At 73.8% G+C, this 16,097-nt stretch carries 14 protein-coding genes; 6 read left to right on the top strand and 8 right to left on the bottom strand.

Going from position 1 to position 16,097, the window contains the following annotated elements; all coding sequences use genetic code 11:
• Positions 1-3: 3 nt before the first annotated feature.
• The 5 genes from AB0D08_RS25185 to AB0D08_RS25165 all read right to left on the bottom strand — a co-directional run bounded on the left by AB0D08_RS25185 (position 4) and on the right by AB0D08_RS25165 (position 5,849).
• The gene (locus AB0D08_RS25185; RefSeq protein ID WP_359891773.1) at positions 4-2,211 is read right to left on the bottom strand and encodes a restriction endonuclease; all 2,208 of its coding nucleotides are present in this window, start codon (positions 2,209-2,211) and stop codon (positions 4-6) included.
• 144 nt (positions 2,212-2,355) lie between these two features.
• Positions 2,356-2,763, bottom strand: a complete 408-nt coding sequence (msrB, locus tag AB0D08_RS25180) for a peptide-methionine (R)-S-oxide reductase MsrB (RefSeq protein ID WP_033820133.1) — start codon at positions 2,761-2,763, stop codon at positions 2,356-2,358.
• A 204-nt stretch (positions 2,764-2,967) separates the two neighbouring features.
• Positions 2,968-4,344, bottom strand: coding sequence for a UDP-N-acetylmuramate--L-alanine ligase (gene murC, locus AB0D08_RS25175; RefSeq protein WP_359891791.1), 1,377 nt, complete (start codon positions 4,342-4,344; stop codon positions 2,968-2,970).
• Between the two features lie 128 nt (positions 4,345-4,472).
• Positions 4,473-4,937 carry an indole-3-glycerol phosphate synthase gene (locus AB0D08_RS25170; protein ID WP_149038103.1) on the bottom strand — a complete coding sequence of 155 codons (465 nt, stop codon included), beginning with the start codon at positions 4,935-4,937 and terminating at the stop codon, positions 4,473-4,475.
• Between the two features lie 132 nt (positions 4,938-5,069).
• Positions 5,070-5,849 carry a pyrimidine reductase family protein gene (locus AB0D08_RS25165; RefSeq protein WP_051812255.1) on the bottom strand — a complete coding sequence of 260 codons (780 nt, stop codon included), beginning with the start codon at positions 5,847-5,849 and terminating at the stop codon, positions 5,070-5,072.
• A 64-nt stretch (positions 5,850-5,913) separates the two neighbouring features.
• On the opposite strand from AB0D08_RS25165, the gene zapE reads away from it, so the two are divergent.
• Positions 5,914-6,984: a cell division protein ZapE gene (zapE, locus tag AB0D08_RS25160; protein ID WP_033820134.1), complete on the top strand. Its 1,071-nt coding sequence runs from the start codon at positions 5,914-5,916 to the stop codon at positions 6,982-6,984.
• Positions 6,985-7,062: 78 nt separating this feature from the next.
• Here the strand turns inward: zapE and AB0D08_RS25155 are convergent, their stop codons facing one another.
• A complete protein-coding gene (locus tag AB0D08_RS25155; RefSeq protein WP_359891768.1) occupies positions 7,063-7,707 on the bottom strand; it encodes a lysophospholipid acyltransferase family protein in 645 nt (214 codons plus the stop codon).
• Positions 7,708-7,850: 143 nt separating this feature from the next.
• Between AB0D08_RS25155 and uvrB the strand changes: the two genes are divergently transcribed.
• From uvrB to AB0D08_RS25130, 5 genes are all read left to right on the top strand, one after another.
• Complete coding sequence (gene uvrB / locus AB0D08_RS25150) at positions 7,851-9,941, top strand: excinuclease ABC subunit UvrB (protein ID WP_033820136.1); 2,091 nt, start codon at positions 7,851-7,853, stop codon at positions 9,939-9,941.
• A gap of 191 nt (positions 9,942-10,132) precedes the next feature.
• Positions 10,133-10,714 (top strand): TerD family protein, encoded by a 582-nt coding sequence (locus tag AB0D08_RS25145; protein WP_033820137.1) that lies wholly within the window; start codon positions 10,133-10,135, stop codon positions 10,712-10,714.
• 79 nt (positions 10,715-10,793) lie between these two features.
• Positions 10,794-12,650 (top strand): TerD family protein, encoded by a 1,857-nt coding sequence (locus AB0D08_RS25140; protein WP_359891764.1) that lies wholly within the window; start codon positions 10,794-10,796, stop codon positions 12,648-12,650.
• Positions 12,651-12,890: 240 nt separating this feature from the next.
• Entirely contained in the window at positions 12,891-13,871 is a 981-nt protein-coding gene (locus AB0D08_RS25135) for a TerC family protein (RefSeq protein WP_359891761.1), read from the top strand.
• Positions 13,872-14,034: 163 nt separating this feature from the next.
• Positions 14,035-14,385 carry a hypothetical protein gene (locus AB0D08_RS25130; protein WP_033820140.1) on the top strand — a complete coding sequence of 117 codons (351 nt, stop codon included), beginning with the start codon at positions 14,035-14,037 and terminating at the stop codon, positions 14,383-14,385.
• Between the two features lie 49 nt (positions 14,386-14,434).
• On the opposite strand, the gene AB0D08_RS25125 is transcribed toward AB0D08_RS25130, so the two are convergent.
• Positions 14,435-15,088 carry an MBL fold metallo-hydrolase gene (locus AB0D08_RS25125; RefSeq protein ID WP_359891757.1) on the bottom strand — a complete coding sequence of 218 codons (654 nt, stop codon included), beginning with the start codon at positions 15,086-15,088 and terminating at the stop codon, positions 14,435-14,437.
• A gap of 81 nt (positions 15,089-15,169) precedes the next feature.
• The gene (locus AB0D08_RS25120) at positions 15,170-15,934 is read right to left on the bottom strand and encodes a maleylpyruvate isomerase family mycothiol-dependent enzyme (protein ID WP_051812258.1); all 765 of its coding nucleotides are present in this window, start codon (positions 15,932-15,934) and stop codon (positions 15,170-15,172) included.
• Positions 15,935-16,097: the final 163 nt, after the last annotated feature.

Raw genomic sequence — 16,097 nt, 5'->3', positions numbered from 1 at the left:
CGGCTACTCGATCTCCACGCCGTGGGCGCGGGCCAGGCCCGCCAGGCCGTCGGACCAGCCCTGGCCGACCGCGCGCAGCTTCCACACCTCGTCGGCGGCGCCGGCCCGGTGCCGGTAGACCTCGGCGACCAGCATCGCGGAGATGCCGGGGTCGGCGGGCGGCGTGAAGGTCCAGCCGGTACCGGCGGCGCCGCGCACCTCCAGCCGGGCGTCCCGCAGCTGCCCGCAGTCGGTGCCCGCATCGGTGTCCATGTTCACCGAGACGGCGACCCGCTGCACCGCGGCCGGCAGCGACCGCGGCCGGATGGTCGCGGTCTCGGTCGCGAGGCCGCCGGACGTCCCCTTCGGGCCGAGCACCACGGCGCCGCCGGCCGCCCGCAGCTGGTGGTAGAAGACGAAGTCCTGGTCGCCGCGGACGGTGCCGTCGGCGGTGAGCAGCAGCAGCGTGAGGTCGGCCTCGGCCCCGGCGGCGCCGAACACGACGGACAGCTCGGCCAGGTCGGCGTCGGGCAGGACGACGTTCTGCCCGGGCGCCAGCGGCTCGGCCCGCGCCGCCCGGGCCGGGACGCCGCGGGGCCGCGCGGCACCGGCGGTCCCGGGGCGGGCGCCGAGCCGGCCGGACAGGCCGTGCTGGTGCAGCAGTTCCACCAGCTGTTCGCCGTCGACCAGGGTCAGCGGCTTGCCCTTGACCCAGTCCCGGGAGCCCTTGCCGAAGGTCGCGGTGGTCACCAGGATGCCCTTGTTCGCGCCGTGGTGGACCCGGGTGGCGTCCAGGTCGCGGACCGCGGTCGGGTCGACCCGCCCCCGGTAGCGCTTGGCCTGGATGACGATCTGTCCGCCGGTGATCGGGTCGGGGTCCTCGGCGACCACGTCCACGCCCTGGTCGCCGCTGCGCGCGGTGGTCCTGGTGAGGAAGCCGCGGCGGCGGAACAGCTCGGCGACCAGTTCCTCGAACTCCAGCGGGTCCATCACGAACAGGTCCGGCTCCTCGCCGTCACCGGACGGCGGTCGGAGGGCCGCGACGGGCGCCGCGGGCGCGGGCGCCGCGGCGGTGGTGTCGGCGGGTCGGGCGGGTGGGACCGGCTGGAGCTTCTCCGGGCGGGCCGAGAGCGCCCCGCCGAGCCCGTCGACCAGGCAGCTCACCGGTTCGACCCGGTCCAGCGCGAGGGACAGCAGACCGGTCCGGGTCACCGTGACCGACAGCAGGTACCGCCGGTCCGGGCGGCCGGTGGCCGGATCGGGCGCCGCCACGTAGCCGTTGAGCGCCACCGAGTCGAGCAGCCCGTCGGCGTCGGCGCGGAAGAGCTCGGTCAGCACCCGCAGCGCGCACTGGGCCAGTACCTCGCGGTAGACCTCCTTGCGTTCGGTGGCCGGCCGGTTCACCTCGGCCTCGCGGTCGTCCGCCTTGACGTAGCGGTAGCGGGCCAGCGCCGGGACGACCTCGTACCCGGGCAGCAGGACGTCGACCGCGAGCAGCCGCCGGTCCGGCTCCCAGACGGCCGAACTCTCCTGCGGCACGCCGTCGGGCCAGTCGCCGCGCCAGGCCAGCGCGGTCTCGAAGTACTCCGCCACCGCGGCGGGTTCGCCCGCCGAGAGCCGGGCGGCCAGCCGCCTGGCCGGTTCGCCCTGCGCGGCCGCCGACCGGCGCTGCCCGGCGGCCCAGGCGTCGTACTGCGCCCGGTACTCCTCGAGTTGGCGCAGCCGTTGCTGCTCGGCGGCCTGCGCCGCGTACCAGTCGTGCTCGAAGCGGGCCCGGGCGTGCGCGAGCCGGTCCTCGTACTCCCGGCGGATGCCGGGGTCGAGCAGCTGCTGACCGGTCGGCGGGACCACGTGGTACCAGGACTGGTCCGGCAGCGTGACCGGCACGCCCAGCTGCCCGGGGTCGAACGGGGCCGGCTCGACGGCCTGTCCCAGCTGCGCCAGGCCGAACGCCGGACCGGTCAGCCCCTGCGCCAGGATGCCCCGCAACTGCGCCATCCGGGCGTCGAGTTCGGCGGTCCGCCGGGCCGCGTCGTCCTCCCTGGCCTGCCGGTACGCGCGCAGCGCCTCGCGCTGCCCCTGTGCGGCGGCACGCTGGGCGGACCGCTGGTCACGTTCGTACCGGGCCTGCGCCGCGGCGGCGGAGCGGCGCTGGGCCTCCGCCTGGCGGTGCTGTTCGCGCTGGGCCTGCGCCAGCATCCCGAGTACCCCCGTGCCGTACCGCTGTGCCACCGCGCGCCTCCCCGCCGTCCTGACCGATGATCAGTCTGGCACGGCGCGGGCGGCCCGGCGGTGGCGGTGATCGGACGGTTACTCAGCGGCTTCCGGGCGCGCCCGCCGCCCGCCGGCACCGCGCCGCCCGGACCCGGTCCCCGCTCAGCCCTCGGCGGGCCGCAGGGTGAGCGAGATGCTGTTGATGCAGTACCGCTGGTCGGTCGGCGTGCCGTAGCCCTCGCCCTCGAAGACGTGCCCGAGGTGGCCGCCGCAGCGGGCGCAGCGGACCTCCACCCGGCGCATGCCGAGCGTGGTGTCCTCGATGTACTCGACCCGGTCCCCGGCGAGCGGCGCGTAGTACGAGGGCCAGCCGCAGTGGCTGTCGAACTTGGTCTCGCTGCTGAACAGTTCGCTGCCGCAGGCCCGGCAGGCGTACACCCCGACGGTCTTGGTGTCGGTGTACTCGCCGACGTGCGGGCGCTCGGTGCCGGCCTCGCGGAGCACGTGGTACTCCTCCGGGGTCAGCTGGTCGCGCCACTCGGCGTCGGTCTTCTCGATCTCGTAGCTCACGGCTGGCTCCCCGGCTCGCTGGTGTCAGGCCTGTCGCTCGCAGACCCGGCGCGCCTCCCGCGGATCGGGCCGGGCCGGCGACGCACCGCTGCCGGTGCGTGGACGGCGCCCCCGGCCGCCGGCCGGGAGCACCCCCATCCTGCGCCCGGCGGGCGCCCGTCCGGTACGCCGCGGGCCGCCCGGGCCCGATCCGTAAGACACGCGTTAGCTTGCAACGTCCGCGAGGCGCGCCAGAATTTCGGGGCCCAGGTTGGTGACGTCACCGGCACCCATGGTGAGCAGCAGGTCGCCCGGCCGGGCCAGGCCCGCCAGCAGGGCGGGGGCGGCCGCGAAGAAGTGCTCGGCGGTGACGTCGGCACCGGCCCGGCGGGCCGCGTCGATGATCAGCTCGCTGGTGACACCGGGGATCGGGTCCTCGCGGGCCGGGTAGATGTCCAGCACCACCGAGGCGTCGGCCAGCGCCAGCGCCTGCCCCATCTCCTCGGCCAGCTGCTGGGTGCGGCTGAACAGGTGCGGCTGGAAGACCACCAGGACCCGGCCGGTGGCGGCCTCCCGGATGGCCTCCAGGTCGGCGGTCATCTCGGTGGGGTGGTGGGCGTAGGAGTCGATCACCTGGACGCCGGCCGCCTCGCCCTTGAGCTGCAGACGGCGGCGGACGCCGGTGTAGCTGCCGATGGCCTTGGCCAGGTCGGCGGCCGGGACCCCGAGGGCGACGCCCGCGGCCAGCGCGGAGACCGCGTTGTGCGCGTAGTGCCGGCCGGGCACCGACACCGTGAAGACCAGCTCGGCGCCGTCCAGCTCGACGGTGACCTCGCTGGTCATGCCGCGGGCGACCACCGAGCGCACCCGCACGTCGGCGTCCTCGGCGGCGCCGACGGTGACGACGTTCAGGCCGGGCCGGCCGGCCACCCGGGCGGTCAGCTCCCGGGCGCCCTCGTGGTCGGCGGAGACCACCAGGGTGCCGCCGGGCACGATCCGGCCGACGAAGGTCTCGAAGGACTCGTAGATCTCCTCCATCGACGCGTAGTTCGCGTGGTGGTCCAGCTCCACGTTGAGCACGATCGCGACCTCGGGCGCGTACTTGTGGAAGCTGCGGTCGCTCTCGTCCGCCTCGGCGACGAAGATCTCGCCGGTGCCGTGGTGGGCGTTGGAACCGGGGGCGTCCAGGTCGCCGCCGATCGCGTAGGACGGGTCCAGGCCCAGCTCGGCCAGGCTGACCGCGAGCATGCTGGTGGTGGTGGTCTTGCCGTGGGTGCCGGCCACCGCCAGCGCCCGGCGCCCGCCCATCAGCGCGGCCAGCGCGTCGGAGCGGTGCACCACCGGGATGCCGCGCTCGCGGGCGGCGGCCAGCTCCGGGTTGTCGGTGCGGATCGCGCTGGAGACCACCACGCTGCTGGTGCCGGCGGGCAGGTTCTCGGCGGCGTGGCCGATGTGCACCTCGGCGCCGAGCTCGCGCAGCGCCAGGACCGTCTCGGACTCCTTGGCATCGCTGCCGGACACCTTGGCGCCGCGCACCGCGAGGATCTTCGCCAGGCCGGACATGCCGGCGCCGCCGATACCGATGAAGTGCGGGGCGTGCAGGTCGTGGGCGGCGTCGTTCAAGAGAGTGCTCCGTACTCGGGTGCGGCGGGGCGGCCGTGGCGGCAGGACGGCGAATCGTCCTCGCGGAGGATCCGCAAGGACGATTCTGCACTACCGGACGGTGGGGCCTAGGAGTCCCGGGCGAACAGTTTCAGGACCGGGACACCCACCTTGTGCCGGGCCTGGGAGGCCCAGTCCCGGTGGAAGAACTCCTCCACGAAGTGCGGGGAGGTGAGCACCAGCACCTCGTCGGCCCGGTGCTGCTCGACCACCTCGCGCAGCCGGTCCAGCGGGCTGTCCTGGACCACCTCGCCGCTGGCCTCGGCCCCCGCACGCTGCAGGTGGCGCAGGCTGTGCGCCAGGGATTCGCTCGCAAGAGTGGGGCTGTCGGCCGCCTCCCCGTCGTGTTCGTGCACCGCCTTGTCGAGATGGCCGAGGGCCACGTCGTCGAGCGCGCGCAGCAGTTCGTCCTGCCGTCCGCGCGGCTGCATCAGGACGACGAAGGAGACCTTCTCCTCGCCGTGGAGGGTGGTGACCAGCTCCACATCGGCGTCGGAGAGTGCTTTTTCGATCATCAATACGGTCTTGAACACGTGAGTCCCTTCGCGGTTGCAGGCCCCCGGGTCCGGCGTCCCTTCTCATACTGCCCGGAGGAAGCTTTCCTCACGCTGCTCACGCGCCACATGGGCCACGGTGGGGCGGGATCGCCCGGTTCCCGGGACCGATCAGGCCTCGGCCGCGGTGTCGGCGGCGCGCAGGTAGCGGGTGAACAGGAACCCGTTCTGCTCGATCAACGACACCAGCCGCATCCGCGCGGCGGACGGCAGCGCCGGACCGTGCAGGATCCGCGGCGACTCCCCGCCGCTGAGCACCGGCGCCAGCGACAGGCAGAGTTCGTCCAGCAGACCGGCCGCCGCCAGCTGACCCAGCAGCCGGGGACCGCCCTCGGTCAGCTGCCGCTGCCAGCCCCGGCCGGCCAGCTCCGCGAGCGCCGTCGGCAGGTCCACCGCGTCCTCGCCCGCCACCACCAGGTCGGCCGCCGCGGCCACCGCCCGGCGGGCCTCGGCGGGCGCGCTCTCGCAGGTCACCACGACCGTCCTGACCAGCGGCGCGGTGAACAGCGGCGCCGTCAGGTCGAGGTCCAGCCCGCGCGAGACGATCGCGATCACCGGCGCCGGCGGCTGCCCGGCCGCCGCACGGGCCGCCGCGAACTCCGCCCGCGCCCGGGCCGGCCGGTACCCCTCCGCCCGGACCGTCTGGGCCCCCACCAGCACCACGTCCGCCAGCGCCCGCAGAACACCGAAGATCCGCTTGTCGGCGTCGCCGGACAGCCCCTCCGAGAGACCGTCGAGCCGGGCCGCGCCGTCCAGACCGCTGACCATGTTGGCGCGCAGCCACGGCAGGCCGCGGCCCACCTGCTCCGGGTACGCGTACACCTCGGCCAGCGACTCGAGCGACCACAGGTCGTCCACCGGCCCGGACAGGGGATTGATCAGCTGCTGCATGGGCCAGAGTCTCCCACCCCCTCGTGCCGTCGGCGGGGCGCGCGCCAAGGCGTACCCTTTCCACGTGTCTGCTGCCCCTCACCCCGAGACCGCCGAGGCGATACCCGTGACCCGCCCGGCCGCGCTCGCCGACCGCCGCCCCGTCGTCTCCGCCGAGCGCCTGGTCGCCGAGATGGTCCCGCCGCCGCGCTTCACCGGGGTCAGCTTCGGCAGCTACCTCCCCGACCCCACCCAGCCGAGCCAGTACGAGGCCGTGCAGGTACTGGAGCAGTTCGCCGCCGGGCTCAACGGCGCGGCCGCCGGCGCCCCGAAGCGCAGCTGGTTCCGGCGCTCGGCCCCGGCCCCCGCCGGCCCGTCCGGGATCTACCTGGACGGCGGCTACGGCGTCGGCAAGACCCACCTGCTGGCCTCGCTCTGGCACGCCACCCCCGGCCCCAAGGCGTTCGGCACCTTCGTCGAGCTCACCAACCTGGTCGGCGCGCTCACCTTCAAGGGCGCCGTCGAGACGCTGTCCGGACACCGCCTGCTGTGCATCGACGAGTTCGAGCTCGACGACCCGGGCGACACCGTGCTGGTCTCCACCCTGCTGAGCCGGCTGGTCGAGAACGGCGTCAAGCTCGCCGCCACCTCCAACACCCTCCCGGAGAAGCTCGGCGAGGGCCGGTTCGCCGCCACCGACTTCCTGCGCGAGATCCAGGGCCTGTCCGCGCACTTCCGCCCGCTGCGGATCGACGGCCAGGACTACCGCCACCGCGGCCTGCCCGAGGCGCCGCCGCCGTACTCCGACGCCGAGGTCGCCGAGCGGGCCGGCCGGGCGCCCGGCGCGGTGCTGGACGACTTCGACTCCCTGCTGGAGCACCTCAAGGAGGTGCACCCGAGCCGCTACGGCGCGCTGCTGGACGACGTCCGGTCGGTTTTCCTGCGCGGCGTGCGCCAGGTCGACGACCAGTCCACCGCGCTGCGGCTGGTCGTCCTCGCCGACCGGATGTACGACCGGGAGCTGCCGATCACCGCCTCCGGCATCCCGTTCGACCGGGTCTTCCCCGAGGAGCTGCTGCGCGGCGGCTACCGCAAGAAGTACCTGCGGGCGATCTCCCGTCTGGTCGCCCTGGCCCGCGACAGCGCCAAGTCCTGACCCCGGCCCCGCCGGCGGCCCCGGTGCCGCGTCGGGCAGCCTTCGCCCCGTCGCCGGGCGGAGCTGCCTGACGCGGCCCTACCGGGCGGCCGCCCGCGAGGCCGTCCGCCAGGCGGCCGTCACCGCCGCGTGTGCCTGCGCCGTCGCCGCCGTGACATCGCCGGCCAGCCGCACCGGCGCACCGACGTGCACGTGCAGCACCGGCCGGCGCAGCGGCGCGGTCGCCAGACCCGCCAGCTGCTTGGCGGTCGACCCGGAGCTGATCCGCCGGGAGCCGGCCTGGCCGAGCGGGACCACCGGCGCGCCGGTCGCCGCCACCAGCCGGGCCAGACCGGTCCGGAACGGCCCGGGCGCGCTGTCCGCCGCGTCCACCCGCCGGGGCAGCCGGCCCTCCGGGTAGATCACCACCACCCGGCCCGCCGCGAGCGCCTCGGCGGCCGCCTCCAGCGCCTCGGCGGCCCGCTCGCTGCCCCGGTGCACCGGGACGTGCCCGCCGCGCACCAGCGCGCCGCGCAGCACCGGGATCCGCCACAGCCCGGCGGTGGCCAGCACCACCGGCCGCACCCCCAGCCGGTCCAGTGCGGCCAGCACCACGCCGGGGTCGGCCAGCGACGAGTGGTTGGCCGCCAGGACGCTGCCCGGCGCGATCCCGGCGCCGTCCTCGGTGCTGACCCGCAGCCGGCCGAGGGCCGGGACGACGGTACGGGCGACGGTGCTGAGCATCTGCGGTCCTCGGGTCGGCGCTGAACGGGCACCCCAGTGTCCCGCCCGTCCGCGACCGCCGGCCTGAGCCCCCGTACTCATCCCGGGCCCCCGCACCGCCGCATCCCGCCCGGACTGTCGGTGCCTGGCCGTACGGTGGTGTCGTGCGTCCCATCACGAGTATCGAGCGGTCCGTGGCGCCCTTCGAGGTCGTCAGCCCCTACCAGCCGAACGGAGACCAGCCGGCGGCCATCGCCGAGCTGGAGCGCCGGATCCGGGCGGGCGAGAAGGACGTCGTCCTGCTCGGCGCCACCGGCACCGGCAAGTCGGCCACCACCGCCTGGATGATCGAGAAGCTCCAGCGGCCCACCCTGGTGATGGCGCCGAACAAGACCCTGGCCGCCCAGCTGGCCAACGAGTTCCGCGAGCTGCTGCCGAACAACGCGGTCGAGTACTTCGTCTCGTACTACGACTACTACCAGCCCGAGGCGTACGTCCCGCAGACGGACACCTACATCGAGAAGGACTCCTCGATCAACGAGGAGGTCGAGCGGCTGCGCCACTCCGCCACCAACTCGCTGCTCACCCGCCGCGACGTGGTGGTGGTCGCCTCGGTCTCCTGCATCTACGGCCTCGGCACCCCGCAGGAGTACGTGGACCGGATGGTGCAGCTCAAGGTCGGCGAGGAGGTCGACCGGGACGCCCTGCTGCGCCGCTTCGTCGACATCCAGTACACCCGCAACGACCTGGCCTTCACCCGCGGCACCTTCCGGGTCCGCGGCGACACCATCGAGATCTTCCCGGTCTACGAGGAACTCGCCGTCCGGATCGAGATGTTCGGCGACGAGATCGAGGCCCTCTACACCCTGCACCCGCTCACCGGCGAGATCATCAGCCAGGACGACTCCGTCTACGTCTTCCCCGCCTCCCACTACGTGGCCGGCCCGGAGCGGATGGAGCGCGCGGTCAACGACATCGAGCAGGAGCTGGGGACCACCCTCGCCAGGATGGAGAAGCAGGGCAAGCTGCTGGAGGCCCAGCGGCTGCGCATGCGGACCACCTACGACCTGGAGATGCTCCGCCAGATCGGCACCTGCTCGGGCGTCGAGAACTACTCGATGCACTTCGACGGCCGCGAGCCCGGCTCCCCGCCCAACACCCTGCTCGACTACTTCCCGGAGGACTTCCTCCTGGTGATCGACGAGTCGCACGTCACCGTCCCGCAGATCGGCGCGATGTACGAGGGCGACGCCTCCCGCAAGCGGACCCTGGTCGAGCACGGCTTCCGGCTGCCGTCCGCGATGGACAACCGCCCGCTGAAGTGGGAGGAGTTCCTGGAGCGGATCGACCAGACCGTCTACCTCTCGGCCACCCCCGGCAAGTACGAACTCTCCCGCGGCGACGGCGTGGTCGACCAGATCATCCGCCCGACCGGCCTGATCGACCCCGAGGTGATCGTCAAGCCCACCGAGGGCCAGATCGACGACCTGGTGCACGAGATCCGCAAGCGGGTCGAGCGGGACGAGCGGGTGCTGGTCACCACCCTCACCAAGAAGATGTCCGAGGACCTCACCGACTACCTGCTCGGCCTCGACATCCGGGTCCGCTACCTGCACAGCGACATCGACACCCTGCGCCGGGTCGAGCTGCTGCGCGAGCTGCGGGCCGGCGAGTACGACGTGCTGGTCGGCATCAACCTGCTCCGCGAGGGCCTCGACCTGCCCGAGGTCTCGCTGGTCGCGATCCTGGATGCGGACAAGGAGGGCTTCCTGCGGTCGGGCACCTCGCTGATCCAGACCATCGGCCGCGCCGCCCGCAACGTCTCCGGCCAGGTCCACATGTACGCCGACAAGATCACGCCGGCGATGGAGCTGGCGATCTCCGAGACCAACCGCCGCCGCGCGGTCCAGCAGGCGTACAACGAGGCCAACGGCATCGACCCGCAGCCGCTGCGCAAGAAGATCGGCGACATCCTCGCCACCATGTCCCGGGAGGACGTGGACACCGAGGAACTGCTCGCCACCGGCTACCGGCAGCAGGGCAAGGGCAAGGCCCCGGTGCCCTCCCTCGGGGCCGGCAGCAAGCCGCCCAAGAGCCTGCCCGCCGCCGAACTCGCCGAACTGATCCAGGACATGACCGACCGGATGCACACCGCCGCGGCCGAGCTGCAGTTCGAGGTGGCGGCCCGGCTGCGGGACGAGATCCGGGAACTCAAGAAGGAGCTGCGGCAGATGCGCGAGGCCGGGATGGCCTGACCCGCCGCCCGGACGGCGCTCCCGGGGCCCGCGGTCCGTCCCACGGTTTGTCTCAGGAGCGCCACAAACCACCGGTCCTGACCTGGCGACCCCCGGTCAGGCCATAGGGTTGGCCGCGGGAAGCTCTGCGACCCGCCCGTACGGGCCTCGACCGGTGTCGGCACCGAGGCCATCCGAGAGAGGACAGCACCGTGTCGGTGAACCTGGCAAAGGGCCAGAGCGTCAGCCTCCAGAAGTCCACCGGTGAGTCGCTGACCGTCGTGCGCATGGGCCTCGGCTGGAAGGCCGCCGCCCGCCGCGGCCTGTTCGGCCGCCGCACCAAGGAGGTCGACCTCGACGCCTCGGCGCTGCTGTACGCCGAGAAGACGCCCTCGGACGTGGTCTTCTTCCAGCACCTGGTGAGCAACGACGGCTCGGTGCGGCACACCGGCGACAACGTGGTCGGCGGTGTCGGCGCCGGCGGTGACGACGAGTCGATCCTGGTCGACCTGGCCCGGGTGCCGGTGCACATCACCCAGATCGTCTTCACGGTGAGCTCCTACACCGGCCAGACCTTCCAGGAGGTCGAGAACGCCCACTGCCGCCTGGTCGACGAGACCAACGGCACCGAGCTGGCCCGCTACGAGCTCGCCGGCGGCGGTGCGCACACCGGCCAGATCATGGCCAAGGTGGTCCGGGACGCCTCCGGCGGCTGGCAGATGACCGCGATCGGCGCGCCCGCCAAGGCCCGGACCTTCCAGGACATGCTCCCGGACATCGCCCCCTTCCTCTGACCGGTCCGGCCCCGGCCGCGGCCGCGCCCGGAGCCGGCGTCGTAGCGGGAGAGCAACGCAGCGGGAGAGGAACAGCACCATGGCCGCCGAGCTGGTGCGGGGGCAGAACCTCCCGCTGCCGCACACCGCAGTGACCATCCGCCTCACGGCCGCCGGGCAGCCGGCGGCCGTGGTGCTGCTCGGCGACGCCGACGGCCGGGTCCCCGGGACCGGGCACGTCGCCCACCCGGGCGCGCCGGTACTGCCCGGGGTGACCGTGCCCGGCGGCCCGGCGGAGCGGCACGAGGTCCGCGTCGACCTGGCCGCGCTCCCGCCCGGCGTGGAGCGGCTCTCGGTGGCGCTGGTGCTGCCCGCGGGTGCCGCGTTCACCGCCCCCGCGGCCCCCCGTGCGGCGCTGGCCGGCCCGGACGGTACGGACTTCGCCGTCTTCCCGCTCACCGGGCTCGGCCACGAGACCGCCGTGATCGCCGTCGAGCTGTACCGCCGCGGCGGGACCTGGAAGGTCCGCGCGGTCGGCCAGGGGTACGCCGAGGGCGCCGAGGCGCTGCTGCGCGACCACGGGGTGGACCGGCCCGCCGACCTCGCCGCCGCCCTCACCCCGGCCCCCGCCGTCCCCGCCGGGGCCCCGGCCCCGGCCGCGACGCCCGCCCCGGCTCCGGTACCGGCCGGCGGTTGGAGCGGCCCGCTGAACATCGCCCACCCGAGACGCCCCGCCCCCGGCGCCACCCCGCCGCCGTCGACGCCGCCGCCTGCCACCCCGCAGCCTGCCGCCGCACCGTCCGCGACGACCCCGCCGACCGGTCCCGAGGCGCCGGTCGCCGGTGACGCCCCCGGCTGGACCATGGACGAGCGGCTCTACAACCAGGTCTGGGGCATCTTCGAGGACGCGGCCCGGTCGGCCGCCGCGTACCGCTCCGCCGTCGAGTACGCCGACCGCCGCCAGGACCAGGAGATCGAGAACCTGCTCGCCGACCCGCGCAGCCGCTTCGGCGCCGAGGCCGAGCTCGGCCGGATGCAGGCCCGCGCCCGCCGGGACGACCTGGAGTCGCGCGCCCGCGAGGTGCTGGACCGCGACAGCGCCCAGCTGCTGGCGGAGCTGCGCGTGGTCGAAGAGGCCCTGCCGGCCCCGATGGCCTCCTGGGACAGCGCCGTCTGGGCCGGCTGGACGCCCGCCGCCGAGCCGCCGCACGGCGTGCGGATCGGCGAGCTGAACCTGCCCGAGAACCCGGGGCTGCGGGTCCCGATGCTGCTGCGGTTCCCGCTGGGGCGCGGGCTCTGGGTGGACCACGGGTCCGCCCCGGAGTCCGCCGGCGGCGCGTCCGCCGACGCGGCCGAGCGCAAGGCCGCGGCCTGCGCCGTGGCCGCCGCCACCGCCGCCCGGCTGCTGGCCTGCCACCCGCCGGGCGGCCTGCTGCTGCACGTCGTCGACCCCGGCGGCGGCAGTACCTCGCTCGCGCCGTTCGCCCGGGCCGGGCTGCTCACCACCCCGCCGGCCACCGACGCAGCCGGTGTCGCCGCCCTGCTGACGGCCCTGGTCGAGCGGGTCGACCTGATGCAGATGGCCCGCCGCGCGGGGGCGCCCGAGGCGCTGCCGCCGCACGTCGACCCGGCCGCCCGGCTGCTGCTGGTGCACGACTTCCCGTACGGCTTCGACGACGGCACCATCGCCAAGCTCCGCTACCTGGCCGAGGAGGGCCCCGAGGCCGGGGTGCACCTGCTGGTGGTGGCGGACCGGGCCGAGGCGCGGGCGTACGGTCCGGTGCTCGACCCGTTCTGGCGCGGGCTGACCCGGATGGCCCCGGTGCCCCAGGAATACCTGGCTGACCCCTGGGTCGAGCACCTGTGGACGTACACCCCGGCGGTCCCGGAGCCCGGCGGCCTCGTGCTGCCCGCGCTGCTGGAGCGGATCGCGATGGCCGGCCGGGCGGCCCGCTGACCCGGCCCCCACCCCGGTCTTTTACCTTCCGGGTAGATCCCTTTACCTTCTCTTGGTGTTTTTTGGTACGGTGGACCGAAGCGGAGGGGAGTACTCCCGTCGCAGTGCGTCCGTCATCACGGCAGCCGGCCGTCCGGCAGCCCGGGCCACTGGTCCGCGCGCCCCTCTCGTCGGGCGCGGCGGGCGGAGGAGACCTCCGGCAGACGACGTGTGTCCCGCCGACCTGCCGGAGGAGCAGCAGTGGACGTTTCCGTAGCGATGTGGGCCGGCACGATCGGGGTCCTGGTGGCCCTGATCGTGGCCGATTTCTTCATCGGCGGCCGCAAGCCGCACGAGGTGTCGATCAAGGAAGCCGGGATCTGGACGGCGGTGTGGGTCGCCCTCGCCGTCGCCTTCGGCGGCTTCCTGTGGTGGTACGGCGGCTCGCAGCCGTCCGGCGAGTTCTTCGCGGGGTACATCACCGAGAAGTCGCTGAGCGTCGACAACCTCTTCGTCTTCATCCTGATCATGGGCAAGTTCGCGGTGCCGCGGATCTACCAGCAGCGCGTGCTGATGGTCGGCGTGATCATCGCGCTGATCCTGCGGGCGGTCTTCATCGCCGGCGGCGCGGCCCTGGTGACCACCTTCTCCTGGGTGTTCTACATCTTCGGCGCGTTCCTGGTCTGGACCGCCTGGAAGCTGATCAAGGACGCCCGGGCGGGCGAGGAGGACGAGGAGTTCGAGGAGAACCGCCTGCTGAAGTCCATCGAGCAGCGCTTCCCGTCGACCGACAGGTACCACGGCACCAAGCTCTTCATCCGGGAGAACGGCCGCCGGCTGATGACCCCGATGCTGATCGTGATGCTGGCCATCGGCACCACCGACGTGCTGTTCGCGCTGGACTCCATCCCCGCGATCTTCGGTCTGACCCAGGACCCGTACATCGTCTTCACCGCCAACGCCTTCGCGCTGATGGGCCTGCGCCAGCTGTACTTCCTGATCGGCGGCCTGCTGAAGAAGCTGGTCCACCTCAGCTACGGCCTGTCGGTGATCCTCGGCTTCATCGGGGTGAAGCTGGTGCTGCACGCCCTGCACGAGAGCGGCGTGCACGTCCCGGAGATCGGCATCCCGCTCTCGCTCGGCTTCATCGTGGTGGTGCTCGCGGTGACCACCGTGACCAGCCTGATCGCCTCCAGGAAGCAGCAGGAGCGCGAAGAGGAGCACGAGAAGCTCAACGCCTGACGCCTGACGCCTGACGCCCGACGCCTCACGCTTGGCGCCCGGCGTCCACGGACGGGACCCGCGGCCGGTTCGACCGGCCGCGGGCCCCTGCCGCTGTCCGGCCGGGACCGACCGGAACCCCCGCCCGTTCTGGGTGCGGCGCCCGCACTCCTATGCTCGGCACATGGACCAGACCGAGGTACTGAAGCGGGTCATCGGCATCCTGACGCAGGCCGGAGCGTGGATTCACGAACCCGAGGAGCCCACCGACCCCGAGCTCGAGGGCGGGCCGGGGGTGGTGACCCAGCTGCTGAACGACGTCATGCCCACCATCACCATCCCGGCCGAGGCGACCGCCGACGAGATCGGGCCGCTGCTCAGCGAGGCGCTCGGCGGCCGGATCCTCCAGCTCTCCTCGGCCTTCGCGATGGCCTTCTGGGAGCTCGCCGAGGTCCACGACAGCGGCCGCACCGACATCTCCTCCCAGGACGTCCTGCGCGAACTCGCCCTCCGCGCTGAGACCGACCTGGACTGACCGGACCCGGCCACCCCGGCCGCCCCGCGGGGCGGCCCGGGCGGGTGGGTCACCAGCCGCGCTCGCGCCACTCGTCGAGGTGCGGGCGTTCGGCGCCGAGGGTGGTGTCGTTGCCGTGGCCGGGGTAGACCCAGGCCTCGTCGGGGAGGACGTCGAAGATCTTCTCGTTGACGTCGCGGAACAGGCTGGCGAAGGCCTGCGGGTCCTTCCAGGTGTTGCCCACCCCGCCCGGGAACAGGCAGTCGCCGGTGAAGACGTGCGGGTGCCCCTGCGGGTCGTCGTAGACCAGCACGATCGCACCCGGGGTGTGCCCGACCAGGTGGCGCACGGTCAGCTCGATCTGTCCGAAGCGCAGCTGCTCGCCGTCCTCCAGGAGCAGCTCGGTGGGGACGTCGATGCCCTCCGCGTCGATCCGGCCCGCGGCTGTCCGGGCGCCGGTGGCGGCGGCCACCTCGGCCAGCGCGGCCCAGTGGTCGTGGTGGCGGTGGGTGGTCACCACGGTGTCGAGCCGGTCACCCACCGTCTCCAGCAGGGCCGGGGCGTCCGCCGCCGCGTCGATCAGCAGCTGGGTGTCGGTGGCCCGGCAGCGCAGCAGGTAGGCGTTGTTGTCGAACGGGCCGACGGCGATCTTGGTGATGATCAGGTGGGCCAGTTCCCGCACGTCCGGCGGGCCGCCGACCTTGACCGTTCCGTGGTACGTCATCGCGCCGCTCCTTGTGATCCTGATGATTGCTGGTCCTGATGGTCGCTCAGGAATCCGCTGTCCCCTGGCATGATGCCGCGTTCAGGCCATCGCGGGCAGCCGGGGCAGCACCGCGCGCGGGTCGGCGGCCTGTTCGCCGCCGAGGTGGACCTGGAGGCCGTCGCCGTCCGCCCGGCCGGAGAGCCACCCGGTGAGTGCGCGGACCGGGCCCTCGACGGTGAGCGCGGGCTCGCCCAGGTCCGGGCCGAGCCGCTCGCGCAGCCCGGCGTCGTCGGCGATCAGCAGCATGGCCGGGACGCCCTCGGCGGTGCGGAAGACGTCGGACAGCTTCAGGAACTCGGCGGTGGCGAAGAATTCCGGCCAGTGCGCGGGGGTGTGTCCGGCGGCCAGGTCGACGTGGTGGTACTCGACCTCCGCGAGCCGCTTCCAGGGCAGCTCGTGGGCGGGGAACAGGTAGCCGGCCCGGTGCCGCAGCTGGACCTGCCAGGCCGCGTCGGGCAGGGTGGCGGCGGTCTCCATGAACCGGCGGTGGCTGGCGCGCAGGTCGGCGAGGTGCTCGTCGAGCGGCCGGGCGGCGCCGTCCCGGATGCCCTGCTCGCGGGCCTCGGCGGAGGCGTACTGCGGGATGTCCACCCCGGTGCGGGCCGTCTCCAGCAGGTTGACCAGGGAGTCCGCGTTGCGCGACAGGTGCGCCAGGACGTGTCCGCGGGTCCAGCCCGGCAGTGCGGAGGGCTCGTGCACGGCCTCGGGCTTCAGCTCGGCGACGCCGTGCAGCAACTGCTCGGTGCTCTCCTCGACGGCGCGCAGCAGGTCGGCCGCGGTCCGGGCGGCGGTCGTCTCGGTCATGGGTGGCTGTCCTCCGATTGGCGCGTTCGGGGCGTTGCCCGTAGGGGCGGTCCGTCGTTGACAACGGTGACGCTACCCGTGATTCCTGCGCTGAGCAGGGCCTTCGGGCAGGTCGCGGCCGCGGGGCCGGTCGGCGCCTTCACTCGTTCGGGTGGACCGGGCT

Origin of the sequence: Kitasatospora sp. NPDC048540 (genome assembly GCF_040651175.1) — a bacterium.
GTDB lineage: Bacteria > Actinomycetota > Actinomycetes > Streptomycetales > Streptomycetaceae > Kitasatospora.
Note: the sequence above shows the minus strand (reverse complement) of the source record. Positions and strands in the feature narration are given on the sequence as shown.

What these genes read in the sequence shown, in the direction of transcription:
- AB0D08_RS25165 (WP_051812255.1), bottom strand. Translation starts at nt 5,849, where the DNA reads ATGCAGCAGCTGATCAATCCCCTGTCCGGGCCGGTGGACGACCTGTGG.
- AB0D08_RS25155 (WP_359891768.1), bottom strand. Translation starts at nt 7,707, where the DNA reads ATGCTCAGCACCGTCGCCCGTACCGTCGTCCCGGCCCTCGGCCGGCTG.
- AB0D08_RS25140 (WP_359891764.1), top strand. Translation starts at nt 10,794, where the DNA reads ATGGCCGCCGAGCTGGTGCGGGGGCAGAACCTCCCGCTGCCGCACACC.
- AB0D08_RS25130 (WP_033820140.1), top strand. Translation starts at nt 14,035, where the DNA reads ATGGACCAGACCGAGGTACTGAAGCGGGTCATCGGCATCCTGACGCAG.
- AB0D08_RS25125 (WP_359891757.1), bottom strand. Translation starts at nt 15,088, where the DNA reads ATGACGTACCACGGAACGGTCAAGGTCGGCGGCCCGCCGGACGTGCGG.
- AB0D08_RS25120 (WP_051812258.1), bottom strand. Translation starts at nt 15,934, where the DNA reads ATGACCGAGACGACCGCCGCCCGGACCGCGGCCGACCTGCTGCGCGCC.